This is a genomic window from Shewanella metallivivens, assembly GCF_028750675.1.
Classification (GTDB): domain Bacteria; phylum Pseudomonadota; class Gammaproteobacteria; order Enterobacterales; family Shewanellaceae; genus Shewanella; species Shewanella metallivivens.
The window spans coordinates 188464-211338 of sequence record NZ_JAQQPZ010000002.1; the positions used below are offsets into that span (position 1 = coordinate 188464).

A 22875-nucleotide genomic window follows, 5' to 3' on the forward strand; every position below is an offset into this window, starting at 1 on the left:
ATGCTATCAAGAGTGGGTGAAACCTTATATTGGGTGTCTCGTTATATTGAACGTGCTGAAAATGTTGCGCGGGTCATTAATGTAAACAATATGTTGTTGCTGGATTTGCCAAAAGGTGTTTGTACCGGCTGGGGGCCTTTAATTGACATTATTGGTGCACGACAAGCTTATCTAGAAAATAATGCCGATTTTTCAGAGTCTAAAGCGCTTAAGTATTTATTAGTCGGTAAAGATAATCCTTCTTCAATCTTAAACTCTATTATATCAGCACGAGAAAGCGCTCGAACCATTAGAGATGTCATCCCAAGAGATGTCTGGGAAGAGATAAACTCGTTATATTATTATGTTAAAAATAATCAAAGCGAAGGTTTGAGTAAGCGTGGACGTTTTGCCTATTTAAAAAAGATTATTGAGTCTGCGCATCTTATATTTGGTACGTTAAACGCGACAATTAATCATGATAATGGCTACATTTTCATTCGGTTTGGCTCAATCATTGAGCGAGCGGATATGTCATCACGGATTTTAGATATCCGCTCAGAAACGCTGATTACTAATGAAGAAGCAAAACCTTATGAAAATATACAGTGGATCAGTTTATTGCGCTCACTAAGTGCATATCAAATGTACCGTCAAGAAATGGGAGTGAGAGTGCAACGTGCGGATGTGATTGAGTTTGTGATGCACAGTGAAGTGTTTCCGCGATCAATTTTATTTTGCCTCAATGAAATGAAATCGTTAGTTGAGCCACTGGTTAATTCGGCCGCTATTATTACTATCATAGATAATGCGAGAGATGATCTAAAAGGTAAGAACGTTAGGGAGCTTAAAAATGGCTTTTTGCATAACTACGTTGATGAAATACAAATAAAGTTAGCGGCAATTCATAACGTATTGGCTGAGTCATATTTTTTAAAATTGCCTTCTCAAACACAATCTCAATCACAAGGTTAGTTAAGTTTGTTTAGCGCCAGTAAAACAATACTGGCGCTTGTATTTTGTGTTTGTCATGTCGCCTTACTCCGAAAATCCTGATATCAGCCCCCGAATGCTTTTTACCCAGCGATGCCATCATTAATTTAATGTGCCGATAGCTCTACGTTAACAACCACTAAATACTGTAACTGCGTTTTACAACAGAACAAGGTAGTTGATTCGATCGCTTTGTGTAATTTTTAGCGCCGGTATGGGTCTCCACAGTGCCTAAGATGCGTCACAACATAACTCAATACAACAGACTAAATGTTTGCATCAATCTTGATAGTATCAGGTCGGGTCCTTTAGATTAATGCCCTTTCAACCATGCTAATTATGACAAGAAGGTAAGTAAGAATGAACGATGTTCAGAATTATATTCGTGGTGGTTATGCATACTATAGATATAAAGGGTTTTCTCATTCTAGTTCGATTTCCATGATTTTACTTTCATCATTAGGTTTTATTTTACAATGTTACCCATGTTGTGTTGATTTTTTGCAAGCCTTTTATGGCTATATTGTTATTTGTTGCTTTGCAAAAAATGTAAAAAATACGAGTTTGATTTTGTAAGCTATATAGATTCAAAGTACGTTAGGTTACATTGTTATGTCACATACCTTTTGATTGCGACATTCATTATTGTTCGATTGTTTATTTAAAGGGATTTATGAATAAGTTTATTGTGTGTTTATTTATTTTATTCTTGTCTGCCTGTGCCACTATTCCTAAACAACAAGTAGAGAAGGGGTTTAAGGTTGAGTTTGGTTACATCACTGACGTTGATGAGGCTTATGTCATCAGTCCTAATTTAAAAATAATATCAAAGGATGGCGTTCCTCTTAATCGGTTTGGGGGTAGAGTTGAAAACATCGATAAAGTAAGTTACTCATTGGGCTACTATATTTTTAAGTTTAACTCTGTCACTGAGAGCTATGAAAAATTCGCAGCAGAGGGTTACTGGATAATTAAGCCGCCGATGAATTTAGAATATGAAGCTTTTTTATTTGAAGATAAAAAGCCGTTCTTCCCTGGTGCATATCAGTTTGTTGTTATAGTCGAAGAACAAATTCTGCAAGCCATAGCGTTTGACGTGGTAGATAGCGACCTTTAGGCACATCTATCCATGTCAGTACTTGTGGTTTTCTGATGATGAGCGGAGCCCGTTAGTTACTCAAAATAAACTAATCCAAATCAATAGGGGAGTCGTACCCGCGATATGGTGTAGAATAGGCCATCATAATCAGTCGCAAGTGATGCTCTCGGATCAGGTGTACTAAGATCATTTGTGGCATGCCGCTTTAAATTTTTTACTGTAAACGAGATTTTAATGTCAAACGTAACTTCCCTCGAACTCAATGGCTTTGTACAAGAATGCGCTAACGCGTTAACAGACAATACATTACAACGTTTAGTGTTTTCTAAATACCGTGGCGACGACAAAGAGCTTAATCGTATTGCTGTACGCAGCGTAGAGCTTAAGGGTCAACGTCTTGCATCTTGTTTATATGAATATCGCACCCATCATATTACCAAAAATGTTGAGCAAATAGATGCTGCCGCACTTTGGCTGCAGTGGTTAGAGGGTGATTTTCAAAGTGCACATTTAATCACTCATGAGTGGGAAGTGCAGTTGAGCATCAGTAAAAAAGGCAAAGTGCTAATCAATAAATACCGCAATAAAAATGCGCCAAAAAACCACGACAAGCAACTTAGCGTCGATGACACACTGTCACACAATCGGGCCAAAAAGCGCTTTGTTGAACAAGATCGTCCTTATTTACGCGAGCTAGGTATTACCGATGCAAAAGGCGAGATTATTCCGTCGATGTCACGAAAGTGGAAGCAAATCAATAAGTTTATTGAAGTATTATCACGCGCCATTGATAACACCGGCTTAGCCGATAAAAAGGAAGTGCACATTGCCGATTTTGGCTCGGGTAAGGCCTATTTAACCTTTGCGGTACATGACTATTTTATTGATAAGCTACAGGTGAAAACCCTGGTGACAGGCGTCGAGTTACGCCAGGGGTTGGTTGATTTGTGCAACCAAACCGCGGCAAAGTTAGCGTTAACCGGAATTAAGTTTGAACAAGGTGATGTACAGCACTTTAAAGCCCAGGGCATTAACATCATGATTGCCTTGCATGCGTGTGATATTGCGACTGATTATGCACTGCATATGGGGATCCGAACTGGTGCAGAAATTATTATGTGTTCGCCATGTTGTCACAAACAAATTCGCCCACAAATGCAAAGCCCACAGTTACTTGCGCCATTATTGCAACATGGTATTCATTTAGGTCAAGAAGCTGAAATGGTCACTGATGGCCTTCGTGCACTGTTATTAGAAGCACATGGTTACGACACCCAAGTATTTGAGTTTATTTCACTCGAGCACACCAGTAAAAACAAAATGATTTTAGCGCAAAAACGTAAGCAACCAAGAGATAATAGCGCTATTTTAAAGCAGATTGCTGACATTAAAGCGTTTTACGGTATTAAAGAACAATGTTTAGAAACCTTACTAAGCTAAGCGATTAACGTTTGCGATAGAGCGGTTGTTCCGTGTATTGGGCCTAGATAGTGCATTGTTTTATGGTGTAAAACGTAATAATGAAGTTGATTTATCATTTGTTTATAATGGCTTAGTGTGACTTTAACCACAGTTACCTATTTACTGTTTAGGCATGGTTGTATTTTAGGCTATGATTATTAAGCCATTTAATGATAGGGAACATCAAATAAACAATGACAGCCATATTTACCAACATCGAGTTTTTAGATGACGCCACTGAAAAGGATGTTGTCGCATTGATAGCGCAAACTGTCAGCAAAGATGCACAATATATTTTAGTGGTCATTGGCAGTCAGTCGACAGTCTCTATTGAGTCTATACCCGCAATAGCAGCGACAACATCTGTTCCTGTTAATGCCTGTGTTATTCCTGGTGTGGTGTTTGGTCGGCATTACAGTTATAGCGGCACACTGATACTGGGGTTTAAAGGGCCCGTCACAAGCTTGTTAATTCCTGATATTGGTGCAAGCCACGAGGTATTGTGCCAACAATTACAGCAGTTCGTGGCAACCAATGGTACCTATGGATCTGCTGGTATTTTTGTTGATGGTTTAAGCCATGCTGTTGAGCCATTTATTGCCACCGTGTATGAAAATTTAGGCAGTGACAGAATTTTAATTGGTGCGGGAGTTGGCGATCTTAATCACCCGACGAATGTGTCAATTGCCAATGAGCAGGGATGTTATCGCAATGCGGCAATTATTTTTTGTTATTCTAACTCTTTTAAACTGCAAGTTGAGGGCAAACACGACTTGCCTCAAGTCGCTGGGCCATATTTAGTCACAGAAGCCAGTGCCAACCTCATCCATAGCTTGAATTATCAACCTGCGGCAGCAGTGTTTAGTGATGCGATTTCAGCCGTCAGGGGTATTGAGATCTCCCAAGATGAAATAGTGCAACATATACACAGTTATCCTTTTGGTTTAAAACAATTAAATGAAGAGTATTTAGTTAGAGATATTATTGCGGTTAACGGTAATAGTCTTTTGTGCGTGGGTAACGTTGCTGAAAATAGTTTGGTGTATATTCTGAATGCCACCCAAGATATTTTAATTACAGCGGCAAGCGATGCGGGTAAACAATTTTCACAAAAATTATTGCCTGCTACTGCAGACCAAATGCGCTATGTCGTGTTAATTGACTGTATTTCGCGCGCGCTCTATTTAGGTAATGACTATCAATTAGAGTTAGATGCCATTTGTGAGCAACTGCCTGAGGGTAAAATACTTGCCGGAGTATTATCCATTGGTGAAATTAAAAATACATGCCAAGGTGCTATTCAGTTTTTAAATAAAACAATAGTGCTAGGAGGCCTGTAAAGTGTCAAATTCATTTGCCAATTTAGCCACATTAGAGTTGGTATCAATTCAGTATGAAATTACGCGTAGCCTCAATGCAAATGCTGACCTAAGGTCGTTGTGCCGTCGATATATGGAAACCTGCATTCGCCGTTTGTCGGTAAAGGCTGCTTACCTCTATATACCAACACAGATGGCTGGCGATTTATTTACCAATACCGAAGTCAGTCATCATGATTGGGGGCGGGTGAGTATGCCAAGTGTTACGGTATGTTATCCGGATCAAATTAGCGCCATTAATCATATTTTTAATCAAGTATTGAGCCAACCTGCAACAGAACAAATAGAGACTCAATTAATAGAACATAGTGGCACTTTTTATCAGCTTTTTTCCTTATCAAACCAGGCTATTTATATTCTAGAGCGCAATGATAGCCCATTACCGCTTCAGGTCATTAATGCCATAACGCCAGCCGTTAAAGATTTGTTTTATGCATGCCGAGCTTCTTTGCAGCATTCACAAGTGGTCAATGAAGTTGAGAAACGAAAACAAGCCGAACAACAATTAACGTATATTGCTTTTCATGATGAGTTGACCGGTTTACCAAACCGCACGCGATTAATTAATGTGCTAAATCAACAAATCGAATTGTGCGCACAATATGACAATTCTGGCGCATTAATGTTTATTGATTTAGATAATTTTCGAGATATTAATGATTCGCTTGGGCATCAAGTGGGTGATGAATTGTTGTGTCAAGTAGCGCAGCGACTACAACAGATTTGTATTAAGCAAGAAATCTTAGGGCGTTTTTCTGGAAACGCATTTGTTATTGTTTGTCCTAATCAATTAATGCAACAACAGTATATTGATGAATTATTATTGCATGTTCACCAATGTTTTGACGAAAACTACAAGATTGGTAATCGCAGTATTGATGTTAATGCGAGTATTGGACTGACGTACTTTACAGCGAACAGCTGCGATGCATACACCGTTTATATGCAGGGTGACTTAGCCATGTCGAAGGCAAAAGCATCCACAGGAACCAACTCGGTGTTTTACCAACAAGATATGGAAAAACAAACTCGTCGCCGTTATTTACTGGATGCCGATATGCGCACTGCCTTAGCCCAAAATGACTTTTTTATGGTAGCGCAACCTCAAGTTAATCAACATGGTGACATTATTGGCGCCGAGTTACTTATCCGCTGGCAACATGCCGAGTTAGGGTTTATTTCACCAGATGAATTTATTGGTATTGCTGAAAAATCAGGATTTATTATTCCCTTAGGTGAGTGGATTTTTGAACAAGCATGTTTATGCATTACTAGGCTGCAACACACGCCTTTGAAGCAACACATTAAAGTGGCGATTAATGTCAGTGCCAAACAGTTTTATCAAGCTGAGTTTATTGAACGGATCAGTGGCTTAATCAGTAAACATAAGATTAAGGTCAGTGACATCGAACTTGAATTAACCGAAAGCGCCATGCTTGAAGATATTCAATTGGCGGTAACTAAAATTACAGCGTTAAAACAAATTGGCTTTGAGCTTTCTATTGATGATTTTGGTACCGGTTATTCATCGTTAAGTTACCTTAAGCATTTGCCTGTTGATAAAATAAAAATTGATAAGAGCTTCGTGTCGCTTATTGATAAGCGTGAAGATAGTCGCGCTATTGTAGAGGCTACCATGTTAATTGCCAGAACCTTTAAATTAGGTTTGATTGCAGAAGGGGTTGAAACCGCAGCAGAAGTGGCCACCTTAAGTAACATGGGTTGTAACGAGTTTCAGGGATATTATTTTCATAAACCAATGGCGTTAAACGACTTCATTTCACTGCTTACCGCCTGAAATTGGCAATAGGTAAAGTATTTTACATGCTAAATTAATGGTTTATCACTATTTGATGGGGCATTGAAATACCATGGCGATTTGATTACGACAAAACGGTTAACGTGACGGATTAATGTCGATTTCCCGGACCTGAAAGTCTATAAAGGCGAAGGTTTCAGCTTTGTCTATATCAAGAAAAATGCCTTTGAGACCAACGGTATGTCCGTTATTTACCAGAATGCAGTCTTTAGGTCCCCCTTACTATTGAAACTGCGACCTTATACCCATTTTTAATTTGAATAAATGGTTGTGTTGTTCCGTTAGTCATGACGTTCATCCTTTTATGTTTCATTGATGGTTTAGGGTATGATGATGAGACTCGGTCAAAAATATGGCGAGGGCAATGATAGTTAAACCATTGAAAAGTCAAAGTGTGAAACTTGATCGTATTGATTAACATAAGTAGGAGTGAATATGAGTAACGCCATAAAATATTTATTATTGGGCGCATTAGTTTGTTTAGCCCTAATTTGTTATTCCGTTGGTAGTGCAACAGGTGCAGTGGCGTTTATTATCATGGGGGTATTGCTTGAGATAGCATTTTGGCTTGGTATTATTAAGTCTACTCGTTCTCGTAGAACATCACGATAATAGTAAGATGCGGTGATAAAAACGGTAAGTCAAACAACACAAATTTTCATAATCTGTGTTGATTGACTATATACTTGGTAAAGGGTTTAGCCTTTAAAAGCTGTATTGCGCACGAAACGAAAACGCATTGTCATAACCATAAGTTGCGCCATCTTCCTGATGTTTTGCTCGTATAAAGTTGGCTTTAAACATTAAGTCTTGATTGACCAAATAGTTTACCCCAACAGCAAACGTTTGCGCCTTACGATTTTCTTGATCTAATTCGAACTGACTCATTCGCCATGTGAGTTCCCAATCATGTTCGGCTTTAATTGTGTCCAGTTTCCCATCTTTATAACGACGATTTTTACCTGATAATGGGTAACTCATTTGGTAATATCCGCCTTGGTAGTGGTAAGTTCCACGGCTGGGATCGTCTATATCGGTTTCAATCCATTCAGCCATAGAGACAAAACCTAAGTATTGCCACATTAATTCAACACTGGCTAATGACATATCTTCGGCGTCTAGGCGGGTGCCTTCTAGTAATGAGTCGCTTGAATACACTTCTAATGTCTGATTAACTCTATATTCATCGCCACCGAGTTGCCGTTCACTTAACGCCGAGCCGAGATGAAAAAAATTGTCGTCGTCATCGACTAAAGCCCAAGTTAGTCGGCCAGTGATACCATAACTGTTTTGTGAGTTGTCTTCTTGAAAGTAACCTAAATCCCAGGTGAAATCACCAGGAGTCCCGCTGAGCTTTACGCCAATGTTGCGCCCAGGAGCTAGGACTTCGGTGACCATGCTGCGTTCAATCATAAAGGTATCTCTAGAACTGGTGAGTTTTTCCAGTCCCAAAGGCTCTTTTTGCTGGCCAACCGTGATATCAACCCAATCAAATCCTTTATATTGAACATAAGCATCTTTAATATTGAACTCACCATCAGCAACGTCTACCTGAAATTTACTGCGCCAATTTTCACTAAATTTGGTCTTAACGCTTAATCTTGCACGGCGTATGTCAGTGCCATGATTAGATTTTTCATCATCTTCTAGATAAAGATCTGAAAACTGATCATGGTCGAGCATGATATAACCACCAAAATTTAATTCAGGATATTCTGTAGCCATTGCGCTGGTCGTGACGACCAATAAAGCGGGCACGATATATGATATTAATGTTCTCATGAATTTGCTTCTACTTGATTATTACGATTAGTGGCGAGCGTTTGTTGAGCAGGAGTGGGGATGTAGTAAACGATGAGTTCGGCAGTATCTCTCAGGAAGTCAATGTGCTCTATTTCTGCATTGGTAACATGCAAACCTGTGCGGTCACGTAAATCTTCGAGTAATAACGCTTTGTTTTGCGGTTTAATATTGTCGATTCGTTCATACGAAATACGTTGTATTTTATGTTGTCCTTGAAAAAAGCGTGTATCGACTAAAAAAGCAATGAAACATAAAAATGCATTGATTAAAAAGAGCTCAAATGTCGGTAGTTTACTCACAGCACAAAGTAAAGCAATAGCCGTTACCATAAACAAATACGTCATTTCTTTAATTGAGATGGTGTCTGTGCGATAACGCAACATACCAAATACAGCAAATAAGCCAAATGCAAACTCCATTGACATATCAACACCGTGGAGTAAGTACGTAATTAAAAATATCCCGATACCAAATAAAACAAGCGAACCTGCTACCGTTGCATTTTTATTGGTTCGGAAATAACAACCGTAACATAACATCACAATTGATATAAAGTTAACTAAAAATAAAACAATAAATTCTGGGGTGATTTCTGTCATATTAATGATTCCATAATACGGTATGTTGGTTTGGTTGGTTTAAAGTAGAAAGTTTCATGAGTGTCGGTTTGAAACGATTATATTTAATTGCTTGTTGGCGTAGTAATACACAACCAATGCAATATTTACTGAATGGGGTCGGTGAAAAATAATGTTGTGGTAACAACTGATAAAATGGCGAACTTTTTGAGTGTTTTTGCTGTTTTAACTCAACAATAAAAAAACCGTTTAGATCAATACGGTTTTCTCCTGTCGATGATTGATACCAAAGGTTAAAGTCAATCGTTATGCGCTCAGGAATCGCTTCATTTGCAAGAGCTATGCGTTGATAACCACCTTGCTGCGAAACAGACAGTCGAGTAAGGTCATAACCCAAATGTTGCTGAATAAAAGCGTGGTTATTGTCGTCTGATAGCGCATTATCATTGCAGCGTATACGGCTTTTTATGGTGCGTTTGTGATTGTTTTTAAATTTAACTTCAAGGTATTGTGTTTGTGTATCGAGGTAAGTCCGTTTACGTACTTTAAAGCGGTTTAGTTTACCATTGTGATGATCTTTATAAAAATGCATATCTTGAGTATCAAAGTATTGATTAAAATAATTTGACGTACGCTTGCCATTGATCTCTAACACGCTGTAATGATGATGAGCAGCTTGTAGTAAATGAGGTAAAAATGCCAAAGGTAAAATGAATTTTGAGTCCACTCTATCTTGTAAGTTAGCATGTTGTAAATCGTTTAAACTATGGCTCTTAAATGTTGATAGCAACTGCTCAATGTTCGGATTGTTTATATTCATTTGAGGTACTTATTATTATCGATATGGTTTTTGTTTTATTTAGTTATCGTTGATTTAAGTCAAAGTGAAGATGGTTTTTTAATAATTTATTTTGAATGTGATCAATATTAAATCAGTGTTAATTGTACAAATACAATGTGCAGAAAGTATGATGTAAGTGTGGAGAAAGGCTGAAGATGGTAGATTTTATTTGTTTTTATATTTTAAAAAATGATTTACGCTTTCATATAGTGTTAGGTGATATTAATTTGGGCATGAATATTCGTTATATATGTGGGATATAAATGACTATTTGGGTGTTAATTAATGACCTCAGTGACCTTTATTCTTGGCTTACAATGCGTTGCATGACTTCGAAAGAGAACCACTATTCATTCAGTCATGTGTCTTGTTTAAGCCCTTTTCACCGCTCGCTGAGTCATTACTTATTAATGCACATTGGTATGATTTAAACGACATGATAATACTGAGCAGTAAGTCAATCACACTCAGGCTAATGAATGTAACGTTAACAAATAGGTCGTGAGCGACAGCTGATCATTCACGGCGTGTTAATTATGATAAGTGCTAAACGTTTATTGGCTTAACGTTTGTAATTTGCTTAATGGCCTTTGGGATATAGTCAAGTAAGTCACTGGCGAGCACTGAATATTCGCTTAATGCCTGCGCGGCTAAATCACCTGCTAGTCCGTGCAAATATACACCTAAGCAAGTTGCATTTAATGGACTTAGGCCTTGAGCGCAAAATCCGCCAATAATGCCGGTTAATACATCTCCGCTGCCAGCTTTTGCTAGGGCGTTATTGCCTGTGGGGTTAATAAATGCGTATTCACCGTCGCTTATCACCGTGTGGTAACCTTTTAGCAGCACGATGGTGTTTAATTGCTTGGCTGCTTCTGTTGCATAGTGAACGCGATCTGCTTGGATTGCTTCAACGTCAATATTAAGTAGACGTGCCAGTTCTTTAGGATGTGGGGTAATAATACTGTTTTTAGGTAAGTGCAACGGTGTTTGTGGTTTACGCGGGGAATGATGTAAAAAATGGCTAATAAAATTGAGCGCATCAGCGTCAAATACCATACTTTGACTGCGAGTTTGCAGGGCGCCAAGTAAGGCCAAGAAAAAACAATGATTCCCCTCGGCAATTGCCATGCTGCTTAAAGGTGCTGTTGAGTCGTTAAACTCATCTTTACTTTGGCCAATACTTAGGCCACTGCCCACGGTGATAACCGATGCTTTCTCTAATAAATCATGCAACTGTATTACCGCTTTTTCATCTATTGACTCAGTATCGATAGATTGTAATCCGATACACACTGAATCGGTCATTTGCGGACTTAATTCGGCGTAAATAACCGGTCGAGTCGGTAACGGCCGCATGACAATGTTAGGCGTTAATGCGCTTACGCTCTGACAAACACCAGGACTGCTGGCCAGTGTGACGTAACCTGCGCCAGTTCTAAGTGCCGATAAACTCGATAAATACGCTGCACCGCGATAATGCATTGAGCCGGCAATATTGAGCACATGGCCAAAGGTCGCTTTATGGCTATTATCAGGGCGCATTGGTAACAATGAGGTAATGTATTCTTTGGTGAGAGTTTGCATATTAGCGCCCTAAAATGATTATCTAACATTAACCATAACATAAGTGTGGTCAATTTTTGTGCGCTAACGCATAAAATGACAACAAGTTAAGCTGTTGTCATTTATGCATATTAAGCTTTATCGAGGGTTAAGCGTATCGCGTTGATACACCGACTTATCTGCTACATACGTTTCAAAGATGTTACGGTCATCACCGAGCATAGCCAGTGAAAATAGTGACTTATTAATGCGGTTGGTATAACAGTAATATGCTGCTTTTAAATTAAGTGTCTACGGATTGAATCATCACTGCGTTGCGACTGGAGCTTAATTGCTCCTATTGCGAGCAGATTACCTTGTTGTCGTTGTGTTGCATGAGGATCAATACCACCGATACTATGCCTGCCAACAACATACAGGCATAAAAACTTGCTGCGGCTCCACCAGGAATAAACTCAACAAATGACGTAATAAACTGCCCGCCAAACACTGCCATGGTAAAATAGGATAAATTTTTACCTCTAACATTGGCTGCACTTTTTTCTACTGTCATATGATTAAGTAATGGAATACTGAAGCCAAAACCAACACCCGCAAACACAGAACCCACGAAAAATATCGACAAGCCATTGGCGTTTGCAAATACAAAATGGGCGATAACATAGGCAAAAAATGCAATCGCGAGTAAATAGCTTGTGCTCATGTATCTGGCTACTTTTGGCATAAAGTGCGCTGCAACAACGGCAACTAATGAGATAAACGCTAAAACATTACCCACTAGCGCTTCATTAAACCCTTGTTGTGCCATGCTATTGGGGAGTTGAACAATCGCGGTAAAAAACACCACCATTGCCAATGTAGCAAATAGATACACGTGCTTCAGTGCTAAGCCTTGTTGGGGCTGGGTGCTATTGATTTGTGTTTCAGCGGTGAGAGTTGGGTGTTTACGTGGCACAAACAGCAACAACATCAGTAAAAATAACCAAGCAACCAAGTATAAACTTAAAGGATAAGCCCAATACAAGCTGGCCAGTTTACCGCCCAAAAACAAAAATAAAACCCCGCCAAGTTCAATCGCCATACCTTGTTTAGCAATCATGTTGAGGCGTTCATGACCCACATACCATTGCGAAATCAATATCGTACTACTCGCCATCACCACAGCCGTAATGCCGCCTAATAAAATACGATTAGATAGTACAAACCACGGACCTTGTAGCCAATACACGGCAAACCCCAGCGTGCCATACAATATCAAACCGATGATAAGTGAACGATAAGCGCCAAATTTATCAATTGATTTACCTGCAATGGGGGCAAATAAAACCGCGCCTAAGGCCGGAAATGTCACTAACCATACAGCATACTCATTGATGCCTAATGCCGTAGATATACTGATTAGCCCAGGAGCGACAAGGGCACCAACCATAATGGTCAGACTGGCAATACACAGCAGCGTAAAACTGCCCAATTTAGATAAATGAGTCATGGGTATTTCCTGTGAAATAGTCGCTCAATGGCCGCTAAATAGAAGCGACCCTACGAGTGAACCTGTAATGCGAGGACGAAAGAGTCGGAGGTTAAGATAATGCTGTCAGTGCATTGATAATATCGTCGGGCTCTGAGCGGGTGCGGTAATCAACATCCACAAAGCGCCAGGTCACTTTGCCTTCGCGGTTAATCACAAACGTTGCCGGGATGGGTAATATCTTGCTGTTGCCATTATTAATGGCCTCTAAGTCCAGCTCGCGATCTACGCGCATATGCTCACTCAAAAACTCAGGAACCTGCCAGGCGACGCCAAATTGCGCTGCGACTGTTGCATCTTGATCCGATAGCACCTCAAAATCCAACTTGCTGATTTCATCTTGGGTCATTGTACCGTCGGGTATTTGTGGGCTAATCGCAACAAGCTGCGCGCCGAGGGCGTTAATATCACTCAAGCGTGCTTGCAATGCCCGCAGTTGTAAATTGCAATATGGGCACCAACTGCCACGGTAAAATGTCACCACCACAGGGCCTTTTTGCAATAAATTAGCCAATGAAATGGTTTGTCCATTGGCATTAGGCAGTGAAAATTGAGGCGCTGTTTGTGCAAGTTTTAACGCGTCGTTACCTTGTAGAAACGATTTTGATTGAGCAATGATTTCGTCTACTTTTTGCATAAACGCAGGATTTTTTTGTCTTCCTTCTGCGATTTTCGCATCGGTTTGCTGTTGTAAGCTTTGCATGGTGTTTCCTCTCTTTTACAGCCTTAAATCAGATTGCTTGTAGAATAAACACAATGGATCTATAACAAAAATGTTATTATTTTATAGAATCTATACAAATTATGTATTTGAGGTGGTTGTGGACATTAAAACATTAAAGAGTTTTATTAGCGTAGCGGTACATCAGAGTTTTTCAGCTGCCGCGCGCGAACTCAACACGGTACAGCCTGCCATTAGCCGACATATCGCCATGCTTGAAGACGAGCTTGGAGTGGCGCTGTTTATTCGTAACTCGCGCGAAGTCATCATTACCAGCGCAGGTGAGCAGTTACTGCATGACGCAAAACAAATTATTGCCTTAGCTGATAAAGCCAAAGATCAGGTTAAGCGCGCGCAGCAAGGGCTGATGGGCGAGTTAAACATTGCCTATTTAAGTTCAGCTTGTTTAAGTTTTATGGCAGATCTTATTCGTGATTATTCTGAGCATCACCCTGATGTGCATGTCAGTTTATTTGAGATGACCGCGACAGAACAAATAGAAGCATTTAAGCATAATCAAATTGATGTCGGTTTTTCTCGGCCATTACCAACAGGGATCCAAGATGAATTTATCAGTACCGATATCTATATCGACAAGCTCGTTGCCGTTGTCGGAGCACACCACCCGTTAGCCCAATACACTGAGATTGCGTTGAGCCAGTTACAGCAACAAAAATTAATTATATTCCATCGAGATGAAGCCGTCGGCTTGTTTGATGACACTATTATGTTGTGTAAACAAGCTGGGTTTTCAGCCAATATTGTGAGCCAGCCTCGGCATATGCAAACCTTACTCACCGAGGTGGCCGCGGGGTTAGGCGTGGCTATTGCGCCGTATTGTATTAGTAAATTATACCGCCAAGGTTGCCATTTTTTAACGCTTACTGATGCGCATAAATCAATTGCGACACAGTTGCATGTCAAGTCAACTAATCACAGTGCTACGGTCGATGCTTTTGTGGCGCTTGTCATCGCTAATCAACCAAGCATTGCAAAAGGTATGGCCTAGTAAAAATCGGGCTTTTTGTTGCCGTATGCTACTCATGCCCTAAAATAGCCTTAATAGTATTTTATTGCTGATATTGATCACTACACCATCACGGCATACTTCTACACGAATAAGCCAGAGGAAGGCATTGATTATGGACAAGGCTTTACCCCAAAGTAGACGCTATTGTGAACTTGATTGGTTACGGGTGATATTAATTTTTGCTGTTTTTCTGCATCATGTCTTTATGCCATTCAATGGTGATGACTGGCATGTCATGAACAGTGAGTCCAGCAAAGTGCTTGATGACATAATGGTTTATTTTGAACAACTGAGGCTACAAACGTTATTTTTTATTGCAGGGGCCGGTAGTTTATTGTTACTGCAAAAAATGTCGGCAAAGTCATTTATGATCAGTAAATTTCATCGGTTATTTATACCATTGCTGGTGGGGATGATATTGATTGTACCGCCGCAAAATTATATCGAAAATATCGCCGATTATGATTCGTTTTTATCAGCCTACGGTCAGCTCATGCTGTCGTTTGATACCAACCACTTATGGTTTATCGAATTTCTGCTGGTATTTATGCTATTGGCCATTCCTTTTAAACACTTTTTAGCCAGTAATATAGGCAAGCGTTGGCTCAATTGGCTTGAGCGATTAAGTCAGTTTAAATGGGGGTTACTGGCGTTAGTTATCGTGTTGGCACTGATCCGAGGCTGGGCAAAATACCTGATGCCTGATGACAGTCATCATATTGAAAACCTGTCTCTGAGCGTGTTTTATGTGTTTTTCTTTTTTGCAGGCATGAGTTTTATATACAGTGCGCGTGTTTGGCAAACATTGGCTTTACATCGTCGCACCTATTTAATCAGTTTACTTATTAGCACGTTACTGTTTTATGCATACTATTACTCGCCAGACTTAAGTGCGTATTTGTCGTTAACGGCTCGCTGGCAGATTTGGTGGTGGGTGTGCTGTTTAGTGTCGTGGTCTGGATTATTGACCATGGTCGGATTTGCCAGTGCGTATCTTAACAAAACCCCCATCTGGCTGAAGCAAACCAATGAGCTCATTTATCCATTTTATATTTTGCATCAAACGGTCATTGTGATGTTGGCGTTTTATATTGTGCAGTGGCAGGTGGGGATCATGGTAAAATCGCTCAGTTTGCTTATTAGCGCCTTTATTATATGTACCGCGCTGTGCTACTGGGTAATCAAACCTTTTAATCTGATACGTTATTTATTTGGCCTAAAAAAGGGCACTCGTGAACATCAAAACACCTGAGTTTTGTTGAATGTTGTCATTAACCTTCGTGAGCCAAAAACTCGATAATTTGTTCCATATTGAGATTGTAATCGTCAGCCCGAACGCACTTTACAATTAAATCGTCGGTGACGGTGGCCAGGTCAATTTTCTGGCCAGCTTCAAAGTGATCTGGCTTTAAATGGTAAAACGGTTTCACTAATGGGCGGATAGGATCTTTAGGGTTATGCCCTTCAACAATGGCCAATCTGTTAGATTCTAATTGCACCACTGAGCCAACAGGGTAAACCCCCATACAGCGAATAAATTCGTCGACTAAATCTTTGTCGAGTTCATTTTTGTCTCCCAAAGCCCGTAATATGCTAAAGGCTTTAACTTGGGCATAACCTTCTTTATAACAACGGTGAGACGTCAGCGCATCGTAAATATCGCAAATGCTGATCATCCGCCCATATAAAGTAATTTTTTCGGCCGGTACCCCAAAAGGATAACCTTCACCGTTGAGTTTCTCATGGTGTAAGCTGGCGACCTCAAGGCTTAATGGACTGATACCTGGGGTGCTTTTCATGATTTCAATCGAATAGCTGGCATGAGTTTTCATGATATGAAACTCATCTTCAGTCAGTCGATCGGGTTTATTTAAAATCCGATCGGGGATCATGATTTTGCCCACATCATGCAAAAATGCCCCCACGGCTAATTGATTAACAATGTCTTTGTCTATTTTTTTATAAACAGCAAACATGGTCATTAATACAGACACAGAAACCGAATGCTCTAATAAATACTCGTCTTTATTACGGATGTTAATCACGCACGACAAGGCATTGGGATTATTAAAAATAAGGTCGGTTGATTCAGTGGTAATTTTTTGTACCGGATCCATGTCTAATGGCAAGCCATGTTGCGCATTATGAAACAGCTTTTTTTGAATATCTTTTGATTCGTTAAACACTTGGCGCGCTCTAACGATTTCTTGATTAAAGAAATTAGGCTTGGTTATTGGGCGTGTGCTACTGACTCTATGAGGTGGTTGCAGTGGTGCTTTGGCTTTTGCCACACTGGGCTCAACAATGACTTCGGTTTTACTGGTGTCAATTAATAGTTTAGTGACAGATTTACGCCTTAATGCCTCAATAACACGTTCACTTTTAAGCACGCCGGGCTTGGTCAGTGTAAATGTATCTTTAGGCTCGGTGATTTCGACCACATACATCCCAACTCGTACGTCAGTAATGTCATGTTCAATCAGCATAAATCGGTTCCTTGAGGCTACTTATCAACATCAAATATATCAACGAATTTGTCTCTATATTTATACGCTATGTTACAAGATAACTCATTTGATAAAGTAATATAAGCGAAATTATACGAGGTTTCGTTAGCTTTTAGACAAAGCTCAAAAAGCATTATTTTGTGATGTGAATCAATGGTGTTTAGCAACACATGCTTCTGAGTTTATGCTGATTTACGCAGTAGATCCATTAGCTTTGGCAAATTGTGACTTTTTTGGAGTATTTTTGTTCAGTTAAAGTCAGTTTATATCGTAAATACAGTTATTTAATGTTACTGAGGTCTTTTAATACTCGGTCGTGATTGAATTTATATTTCTAATCGCTTAAGAGAATGAATAAGCATCAAGTGCTAACAATTCATACTCAACATCTTGGTGTATTTTGTGAGCTTGAGTGTTGCCACTTGCACCAAGTACCGACATTAACGGTAAAAAATGCTCCTGAGTTGGGTGGTTAAATTGAGCATGCGGAGCAAGTTGTTGATAGTTCAATAGCGACTCAATATCATTATTTATCAGCTTGTGTTCAACCCAATGCCTAAACTGGTTCATCATGTCGATCCCATTAGGTGTTTTAGTGCGTGCAAATACCTCCGCTAAATTATGACTTATCCCGCCCGAACCTATAACAAGAATATTGTCATTTTTTAATTGAGCTAAAAGCTGGCCATAACGATAATTCTGCGCGGCGCCAATACGGGTGTTAATTGAAATCTGTACGATGGGAATATTGGCCTGTGGGTACATTAACCTGAGTGGGATCCACACACCATGGTCCCAGCCTTGTTGGTTGTCTAACTTGGCATTGATATTGGCGTCGGCAAACAGTGTGGCAATGCGCAGGGCAAGCTTTGGCTCCCCGGGTGCCGGGTAGCGGATTTGGTAAAGTTCATCTGGAAAATGATAAAAATCGTGAATAGTTTCAGGCTGCTGCCCTGCAGTAATGATCACATCGTGTTTAACATCAAAATGGGCAGAAAACACCACAATGGCACTCGGTGTAGGAATAGCTTGGCCTAATTGTTGTAAAAACCGTGACGTTTGGCTTTTTTCTACTGCCATCATTGGCGAGCCGTGAGATATAAAAAGTGGTTTTTGCTGCGTCATATCATGAGTCTCATGTTGGTTGTGCCGAAACGGCGACTTTACACCTGTGCTAATCACTATATTGTTAACCTATTTATAGATAAATATGCTAAAAAGAGATAAACAATCAACAATATGTTGTTAATCAATGGATAAACTCGACACCATGCGGGCCTTTTTGACCGTAGTGCAAGAAGGGGCATTTACTAAAGCGGCCGATAAATTAGCCGTTTCGCCACAATTGGTAAGTAAGTACATTTCGGCTCTAGAGCAAAGTTTGCAAACGCGGTTATTGCAGCGCACCACTCGTCGATTGAGTTTGACCCAAGCGGGCAGTGACTATTACCAACGCTGTGTGCAAATTATTGCTGATATTGATGATATGGAGAGCCGTTTAACAGAGCATGCTCAAGTTGTCTCGGGGACTTTAACCATTAGTGCGCCTATGTCTTTTGGCACTTTGCATTTACCTCATCTATTGATGAGTTTTCAGCAACTTTATCCGCAAATCAAATTGAAAATCACCTTAACTGATATCAAAGTTGATATTGTTGATGAGGGGGTGGATGTGGCAATGCGTATTGGACAACTGGCTGACTCGTCTTACATTTGTAAAAAAGTGGCGCCAATCAATATCGCTATTATGGCTTCACCAGATTATCTTGCTACACGCGGGTTACCTAAAACACCGGCTGAATTACAGCATCATCACTATTTGAAGTACGCTTATTCTGATGATGCAATGCTGTTTTCTGGGTTTGATAACATGCGTCATACTATTGATTTTAATGATAACTTAATTGCCAACAATGGTGAGTTGCTGGTCAATACAGCAATATTAGGCGGCGGTATTGTTATTCAACCAACGTTTATTGCGGGTAAGGCGCTCGCCGAGGGTAAGTTAGTGCGCATTTTACAAGGTTATGAGCCTAAGCCTGTAGGCTTGTATATGGTGTATGCAAATCGGCAATATTTAACGCCTAAAGTGGCCTGTTTTATTGAGTTTGTTAGCCAATATTACTCAACGCCGCCATCTTGGGAACAAGTGTAAAACCGAGGTTAACAGCTTTTATTTTTTAGGAATTTATTATGTCTTTGACTAGGGCCTGTTGATCTTTGCTGGTTAAATTTTGTTCGAGTTAAAAACGTGTTAATCGAGGCGAATGGATTGATGCCTAGCCATCTAAGCAACTCTTTATTCGCAAAGAGTCATTCAACAAAAAGTAAAACGTTTTTAGCCGAACCCTTCGGGTAGCGTTTGTTGGCCATTTTTACGGCGTTATCGACTTTTTATGTAGAATAACTACACCTCGAAGTCTCTGCCGCGCAGTTGTAAATGTGAGTAATGGCCAACAATTCGCCGCAAAAACAACCTTGAAAGATCAACAGGTCCTAATCAACTTGGGTTAATTGTTCACTGAGCTTATGGCGATGGTTAATAATATGGTCAGCGCCTAAATCTTCTTGCCTAAAATGGACATGCCAATGGTGGTAAAAACTAACCATAAAATACTGGGCGAAGGTAACTTTGTGTTGTCGATTAGCGAAGGCACATTCATGCAGCAACATGTCGCATTTTATGACTTGTTCCGTGTACAAGAAGGCAAAATTGTTGAGCATTGGGATACGATTGAAACTATTCCTGCTCAACAAGATTGGAAAAACAACAACGGTAAATTTGGCTTTTAATCAAATCGCTTATTTACATACAAAAGCCGCATTTGCGGCCTTTGTTGTTTTTAACGAGGTGATGTTGAGGTGATCATCATTGTGATGTCAGCCCTAAGGCGTGAGTAGTTGCCTTAATGCATGTCTAAATTGCTTAAACATCGGTTCTAGGCTGTAACGATGATGTTGGATTACATCGACACTGGCTTGCCAACCCATATCGTGAAATTCGCTGGGGAGTAACACCAATTGGCCACCTTTTACATATTCATTGGCGATATGATTGGGCAGTAAACACCAACCATTGCCCTGTAGTGTTAGTTCAAGTAGCACATAATAATTGTCTGCGTACCAAATGTCGGGGCTCAAGGCGAGTTGAAAGTTACTCGATTTGTTATTACGCGATCGCATCAGCAACTGCCTGTGCAGCTTTAGGCTGGCTAAGTTATTCGTTTCTTGTTGGGCTAATGGGTGAGCGCTCGCAACATAGATATCAAACTTAATAGAACCAATGGATTCATAATCAATGTGCGATGGAATAGACAGTTCGCTAAAAATTATCCCGGTGACGGCTCTCTCTGTGTCAATCAAGTCGATAATATCGATGCTCGATGCGGTAAAAAATTCCAGAGCGGTATTGGGAAAATCGATTTCCAACTGATTGACAATACTCGAGAGTTTTTGAAAAGGTATGCCTTCATCTAGGCCGATAGTGAGCTCTGAAATAAACGGTTTATCGAGATGTTGAACGCAAGAACGTAAGCGTTGATGCTGCGCTAATAACACTTGAGCGTGAGATAAAAGCTTTTTGCCTGCCTGTGTTAATTGCGGATAACGCCCACTTCGGTCAAACAATATCGCATTGCAATCTATTTCAAGGTTGATGACATGCTGACTTACTACGGATTGGGCTTTGTTAAGTGTTCTAGCCGCCGCCGAAAACGAGCCTGTTTTAGCCGTTGCTACAAATGCTTCTAGCTGATCAATGCTATACATATCGCTTTTCCAGATAGTATCTAACTATTAAGTATCCTTATATTGGATGAGAATAACTCAAACGTCACCAATAATTGAGTTCAGTATGCAAACAAAAGAGAGAATATTCCACGCTGTGTCTTTTGAGATATTGGCGGCAGCCATCATTGTCCCTGTGAGTGCAGTATTAATGGATAAAAGCACTACAGATATGTTGGTGGTCAGTATTGGTTTGTCACTTCTTGCGGTGATGTGGAACTACGTCTACAACATTTGGTTCGACAAGCTGTTGGGTAGCGACCGAATTAATCGTACATTATCAATGCGTATCGTTCATGCCACGGGTTTTGAAGGCGGCTTGTTAGTGGTAACCCTGCCATTAGTATCCTGGTATTTAAGTTTAAACCTTATCGATACCTTGATGCTGGAAGGTGGCGTGTTATTGTTTTTCTTTGTTTATACCGGCGTATTCAATTGGGCCTACGATAATTATCAACCTTACCAGCGCTGGTTTGGTAAAACGTTAGGCATTAGCTAAAAGCCTTTACGAGGGAGTCGATGCAATGTCGACTTCACTATGGCATCATTACTGCGTTTTTTTACCCAGCAGGATGCCAAGCGAAATGCATTATCGGTTAAGTGTATTGTTACTTACTGTGTTCACCATACTGCTCCCGATCCACTTTGTGCGAGCGGATACATTAGCGCCTTTTACCAGCGACGGTTGCAGTGCTTTTCCTGATGGCACCTTTGAACAGGGGGAATTATGGCTTGGTTGCTGTCAAAAACACGATTTTGATTACTGGAAAGGCGGTACGTTTGATGAGCGACTGGCTTCAGATAAAGCGTTGCGAGTATGTGTTGCTAAAGTCGGCCAGCCACAAATTGCCTTGTTGATGTTAGCTGGGGTGAGGGTTGGCGGTACACCGTACTTGCCTACTCAATTTAGGTGGGGCTATGGCTGGCCTTATCCCAGAGATTATGGCGCATTAACTGCCGATGAACTCAAACAAGTCGAGTTATTATCGACAAACACAATAATCCGCACGACCTCAAAAAAATAGATTAAAAAATGTAAATCTAATAGTTTTTTTGATTTTAAAATGATCTATTATCACCTCAATAAAGTATAAATATGCAGATTTAGACAATATTGCGCCAAAGGCGACAGAGATCACGATTTCGCTGGGTATATGCGTTGTATTGTCTTGTTGATTAATTCATTAATATAAGGAGTTAACATGACTGACATCGATATTGGTATCAAAAAGGATGACCGCCTTAAAATCGCAGAAGGCTTAAAAAGTTTGTTGGCCGATTCATACACACTTTATCTGCAAACTCATAACTTCCACTGGAATGTCACAGGGATTCATTTTCGCGAATTACACCTGATGTTTGAAGAGCATTACACTGAGCTTGCGACCGCAGTGGATGATATTGCAGAGCGTATTCGTACCCTTGATGTTGCCGCACCAGGCACATACAAAGAATTTGCTCGTTTAAGCTCAATTAAAGAAGTTGAAGGTGTACCGTCTTCAGCGGATATGGTTGATTTACTCACAAAAGGCCATGAGCAAGTGGTAAAAACCTCGCGTGAAGTGCTTAAGTTAGCCCAAGAGGCTGATGATGAGTCAACGTCAGCGTTAGTGTCTGACCGTATGCGCATACACGAAAAAACCGCATGGATGTTACGCGCTACCCGCAAGTAACTTAACCTCAATTCAGATTAATAATATTAAAATGATTTTAGAACCGTTGGCTTACCGCCAACGGTTTTTATTTGGCGCTAGAAAAAGCCAATCAAACCCGTTAATGTATGAT

The 22875-nt window shown here is 40.2% G+C and carries 22 protein-coding genes; 13 read left to right on the forward strand and 9 right to left on the reverse strand.

From position 1 onward, the window contains the following. The 6 genes from PQR79_RS03735 to PQR79_RS03760 all read left to right on the forward strand — a co-directional run bounded on the left by PQR79_RS03735 (position 1) and on the right by PQR79_RS03760 (position 7342). On the forward strand, positions 1 to 954 hold the full coding sequence (locus PQR79_RS03735; protein WP_238104048.1) for an alpha-E domain-containing protein: 954 nt from the start codon (positions 1 to 3) through the stop codon (positions 952 to 954). 691 nt (positions 955 to 1645) lie between these two features. Beyond that, positions 1646 to 2089, forward strand: a complete 444-nt coding sequence (locus tag PQR79_RS03740) for a hypothetical protein (protein ID WP_238104047.1) — start codon at positions 1646 to 1648, stop codon at positions 2087 to 2089. A 216-nt stretch (positions 2090 to 2305) separates the two neighbouring features. Further along, complete coding sequence (locus PQR79_RS03745) at positions 2306 to 3511, forward strand: class I SAM-dependent methyltransferase (RefSeq protein WP_238104046.1); 1206 nt, start codon at positions 2306 to 2308, stop codon at positions 3509 to 3511. 215 nt (positions 3512 to 3726) lie between these two features. Continuing rightward, entirely contained in the window at positions 3727 to 4872 is a 1146-nt protein-coding gene (locus PQR79_RS03750) for an FIST C-terminal domain-containing protein (RefSeq protein WP_238104045.1), read from the forward strand. Position 4873: 1 nt separating this feature from the next. Further along, positions 4874 to 6709: a putative bifunctional diguanylate cyclase/phosphodiesterase gene (locus PQR79_RS03755; RefSeq protein ID WP_238104044.1), complete on the forward strand. Its 1836-nt coding sequence runs from the start codon at positions 4874 to 4876 to the stop codon at positions 6707 to 6709. A 456-nt stretch (positions 6710 to 7165) separates the two neighbouring features. Continuing rightward, a complete protein-coding gene (locus tag PQR79_RS03760; RefSeq protein WP_238104043.1) occupies positions 7166 to 7342 on the forward strand; it encodes a hypothetical protein in 177 nt (58 codons plus the stop codon). A gap of 93 nt (positions 7343 to 7435) precedes the next feature. Here the strand turns inward: PQR79_RS03760 and PQR79_RS03765 are convergent, their stop codons facing one another. The 6 genes from PQR79_RS03765 to PQR79_RS03790 form a co-directional block, all read right to left on the reverse strand. After that, positions 7436 to 8512, reverse strand: coding sequence for an OprO/OprP family phosphate-selective porin (locus PQR79_RS03765; RefSeq protein WP_274408382.1), 1077 nt, complete (start codon positions 8510 to 8512; stop codon positions 7436 to 7438). Continuing rightward, positions 8509 to 9132 (reverse strand): DUF4956 domain-containing protein, encoded by a 624-nt coding sequence (locus PQR79_RS03770; protein ID WP_238104041.1) that lies wholly within the window; start codon positions 9130 to 9132, stop codon positions 8509 to 8511. The genes PQR79_RS03765 and PQR79_RS03770 overlap by 4 nt, the downstream gene beginning before the upstream one ends. Before the next feature lies 1 nt (position 9133). Continuing rightward, positions 9134 to 9931 carry a polyphosphate polymerase domain-containing protein gene (locus tag PQR79_RS03775; RefSeq protein ID WP_238104040.1) on the reverse strand — a complete coding sequence of 266 codons (798 nt, stop codon included), beginning with the start codon at positions 9929 to 9931 and terminating at the stop codon, positions 9134 to 9136. Positions 9932 to 10498: 567 nt separating this feature from the next. Next, entirely contained in the window at positions 10499 to 11539 is a 1041-nt protein-coding gene (locus PQR79_RS03780) for an NAD(P)H-hydrate dehydratase (RefSeq protein WP_238104039.1), read from the reverse strand. A 316-nt stretch (positions 11540 to 11855) separates the two neighbouring features. After that, positions 11856 to 13007: an MFS transporter gene (locus tag PQR79_RS03785; protein ID WP_238104038.1), complete on the reverse strand. Its 1152-nt coding sequence runs from the start codon at positions 13005 to 13007 to the stop codon at positions 11856 to 11858. A 91-nt stretch (positions 13008 to 13098) separates the two neighbouring features. After that, positions 13099 to 13749: a peroxiredoxin-like family protein gene (locus PQR79_RS03790; protein ID WP_238104037.1), complete on the reverse strand. Its 651-nt coding sequence runs from the start codon at positions 13747 to 13749 to the stop codon at positions 13099 to 13101. 118 nt (positions 13750 to 13867) lie between these two features. Between PQR79_RS03790 and PQR79_RS03795 the strand changes: the two genes are divergently transcribed. After that, positions 13868 to 14776, forward strand: coding sequence for a LysR family transcriptional regulator (locus PQR79_RS03795; protein WP_238104036.1), 909 nt, complete (start codon positions 13868 to 13870; stop codon positions 14774 to 14776). Positions 14777 to 14909: 133 nt separating this feature from the next. Then, a complete protein-coding gene (locus PQR79_RS03800; protein WP_274408383.1) occupies positions 14910 to 16049 on the forward strand; it encodes an acyltransferase family protein in 1140 nt (379 codons plus the stop codon). 19 nt (positions 16050 to 16068) lie between these two features. Here the strand turns inward: PQR79_RS03800 and PQR79_RS03805 are convergent, their stop codons facing one another. Beyond that, complete coding sequence (locus PQR79_RS03805) at positions 16069 to 17283, reverse strand: cyclic di-GMP phosphodiesterase (RefSeq protein WP_238104034.1); 1215 nt, start codon at positions 17281 to 17283, stop codon at positions 16069 to 16071. Between the two features lie 363 nt (positions 17284 to 17646). Beyond that, the gene (locus PQR79_RS03810) at positions 17647 to 18429 is read right to left on the reverse strand and encodes a DODA-type extradiol aromatic ring-opening family dioxygenase (RefSeq protein WP_238104033.1); all 783 of its coding nucleotides are present in this window, start codon (positions 18427 to 18429) and stop codon (positions 17647 to 17649) included. Between the two features lie 127 nt (positions 18430 to 18556). Here PQR79_RS03810 and PQR79_RS03815 point away from each other — a divergent pair, with 127 nt between their 5' ends. Next, positions 18557 to 19459 carry a LysR family transcriptional regulator gene (locus PQR79_RS03815; RefSeq protein WP_238104032.1) on the forward strand — a complete coding sequence of 301 codons (903 nt, stop codon included), beginning with the start codon at positions 18557 to 18559 and terminating at the stop codon, positions 19457 to 19459. Between the two features lie 434 nt (positions 19460 to 19893). Further along, positions 19894 to 20097, forward strand: coding sequence for a nuclear transport factor 2 family protein (locus PQR79_RS03820; RefSeq protein ID WP_438270804.1), 204 nt, complete (start codon positions 19894 to 19896; stop codon positions 20095 to 20097). Between the two features lie 93 nt (positions 20098 to 20190). Here PQR79_RS03820 and PQR79_RS03825 read toward each other — a convergent pair whose 3' ends face one another. Beyond that, positions 20191 to 21072 (reverse strand): LysR family transcriptional regulator, encoded by an 882-nt coding sequence (locus tag PQR79_RS03825; protein ID WP_238104031.1) that lies wholly within the window; start codon positions 21070 to 21072, stop codon positions 20191 to 20193. 85 nt (positions 21073 to 21157) lie between these two features. On the opposite strand from PQR79_RS03825, the gene PQR79_RS03830 reads away from it, so the two are divergent. The 3 genes from PQR79_RS03830 to PQR79_RS03840 all read left to right on the forward strand — a co-directional run bounded on the left by PQR79_RS03830 (position 21158) and on the right by PQR79_RS03840 (position 22763). Further along, positions 21158 to 21589: a PACE efflux transporter gene (locus PQR79_RS03830; protein WP_238104030.1), complete on the forward strand. Its 432-nt coding sequence runs from the start codon at positions 21158 to 21160 to the stop codon at positions 21587 to 21589. 25 nt (positions 21590 to 21614) lie between these two features. Then, complete coding sequence (locus tag PQR79_RS03835) at positions 21615 to 22115, forward strand: phospholipase A2 family protein (protein WP_274408384.1); 501 nt, start codon at positions 21615 to 21617, stop codon at positions 22113 to 22115. Between the two features lie 177 nt (positions 22116 to 22292). Further along, the gene (locus PQR79_RS03840) at positions 22293 to 22763 is read left to right on the forward strand and encodes a Dps family protein (RefSeq protein ID WP_238104028.1); all 471 of its coding nucleotides are present in this window, start codon (positions 22293 to 22295) and stop codon (positions 22761 to 22763) included. Positions 22764 to 22875 lie beyond the last annotated feature (112 nt).

What these genes read in the sequence shown, in the direction of transcription:
- PQR79_RS03815 (WP_238104032.1), top strand. Translation starts at nt 18,557, where the DNA reads ATGGATAAACTCGACACCATGCGGGCCTTTTTGACCGTAGTGCAAGAA.
- PQR79_RS03820 (WP_438270804.1), top strand. Translation starts at nt 19,894, where the DNA reads ATGGTGGTAAAAACTAACCATAAAATACTGGGCGAAGGTAACTTTGTG.
- PQR79_RS03825 (WP_238104031.1), bottom strand. Translation starts at nt 21,072, where the DNA reads ATGTATAGCATTGATCAGCTAGAAGCATTTGTAGCAACGGCTAAAACA.
- PQR79_RS03770 (WP_238104041.1), bottom strand. Translation starts at nt 9,132, where the DNA reads ATGACAGAAATCACCCCAGAATTTATTGTTTTATTTTTAGTTAACTTT.
- PQR79_RS03805 (WP_238104034.1), bottom strand. Translation starts at nt 17,283, where the DNA reads ATGCTGATTGAACATGACATTACTGACGTACGAGTTGGGATGTATGTG.
- PQR79_RS03780 (WP_238104039.1), bottom strand. Translation starts at nt 11,539, where the DNA reads ATGCAAACTCTCACCAAAGAATACATTACCTCATTGTTACCAATGCGC.
- PQR79_RS03740 (WP_238104047.1), top strand. Translation starts at nt 1,646, where the DNA reads ATGAATAAGTTTATTGTGTGTTTATTTATTTTATTCTTGTCTGCCTGT.
- PQR79_RS03775 (WP_238104040.1), bottom strand. Translation starts at nt 9,931, where the DNA reads ATGAATATAAACAATCCGAACATTGAGCAGTTGCTATCAACATTTAAG.
- PQR79_RS03760 (WP_238104043.1), top strand. Translation starts at nt 7,166, where the DNA reads ATGAGTAACGCCATAAAATATTTATTATTGGGCGCATTAGTTTGTTTA.
- PQR79_RS03750 (WP_238104045.1), top strand. Translation starts at nt 3,727, where the DNA reads ATGACAGCCATATTTACCAACATCGAGTTTTTAGATGACGCCACTGAA.
- PQR79_RS03800 (WP_274408383.1), top strand. Translation starts at nt 14,910, where the DNA reads ATGGACAAGGCTTTACCCCAAAGTAGACGCTATTGTGAACTTGATTGG.
- PQR79_RS03745 (WP_238104046.1), top strand. Translation starts at nt 2,306, where the DNA reads ATGTCAAACGTAACTTCCCTCGAACTCAATGGCTTTGTACAAGAATGC.
- PQR79_RS03735 (WP_238104048.1), top strand. Translation starts at nt 1, where the DNA reads ATGCTATCAAGAGTGGGTGAAACCTTATATTGGGTGTCTCGTTATATT.
- PQR79_RS03840 (WP_238104028.1), top strand. Translation starts at nt 22,293, where the DNA reads ATGACTGACATCGATATTGGTATCAAAAAGGATGACCGCCTTAAAATC.
- PQR79_RS03785 (WP_238104038.1), bottom strand. Translation starts at nt 13,007, where the DNA reads ATGACTCATTTATCTAAATTGGGCAGTTTTACGCTGCTGTGTATTGCC.
- PQR79_RS03810 (WP_238104033.1), bottom strand. Translation starts at nt 18,429, where the DNA reads ATGACGCAGCAAAAACCACTTTTTATATCTCACGGCTCGCCAATGATG.
- PQR79_RS03830 (WP_238104030.1), top strand. Translation starts at nt 21,158, where the DNA reads ATGCAAACAAAAGAGAGAATATTCCACGCTGTGTCTTTTGAGATATTG.
- PQR79_RS03790 (WP_238104037.1), bottom strand. Translation starts at nt 13,749, where the DNA reads ATGCAAAGCTTACAACAGCAAACCGATGCGAAAATCGCAGAAGGAAGA.
- PQR79_RS03835 (WP_274408384.1), top strand. Translation starts at nt 21,615, where the DNA reads ATGTCGACTTCACTATGGCATCATTACTGCGTTTTTTTACCCAGCAGG.
- PQR79_RS03765 (WP_274408382.1), bottom strand. Translation starts at nt 8,512, where the DNA reads ATGAGAACATTAATATCATATATCGTGCCCGCTTTATTGGTCGTCACG.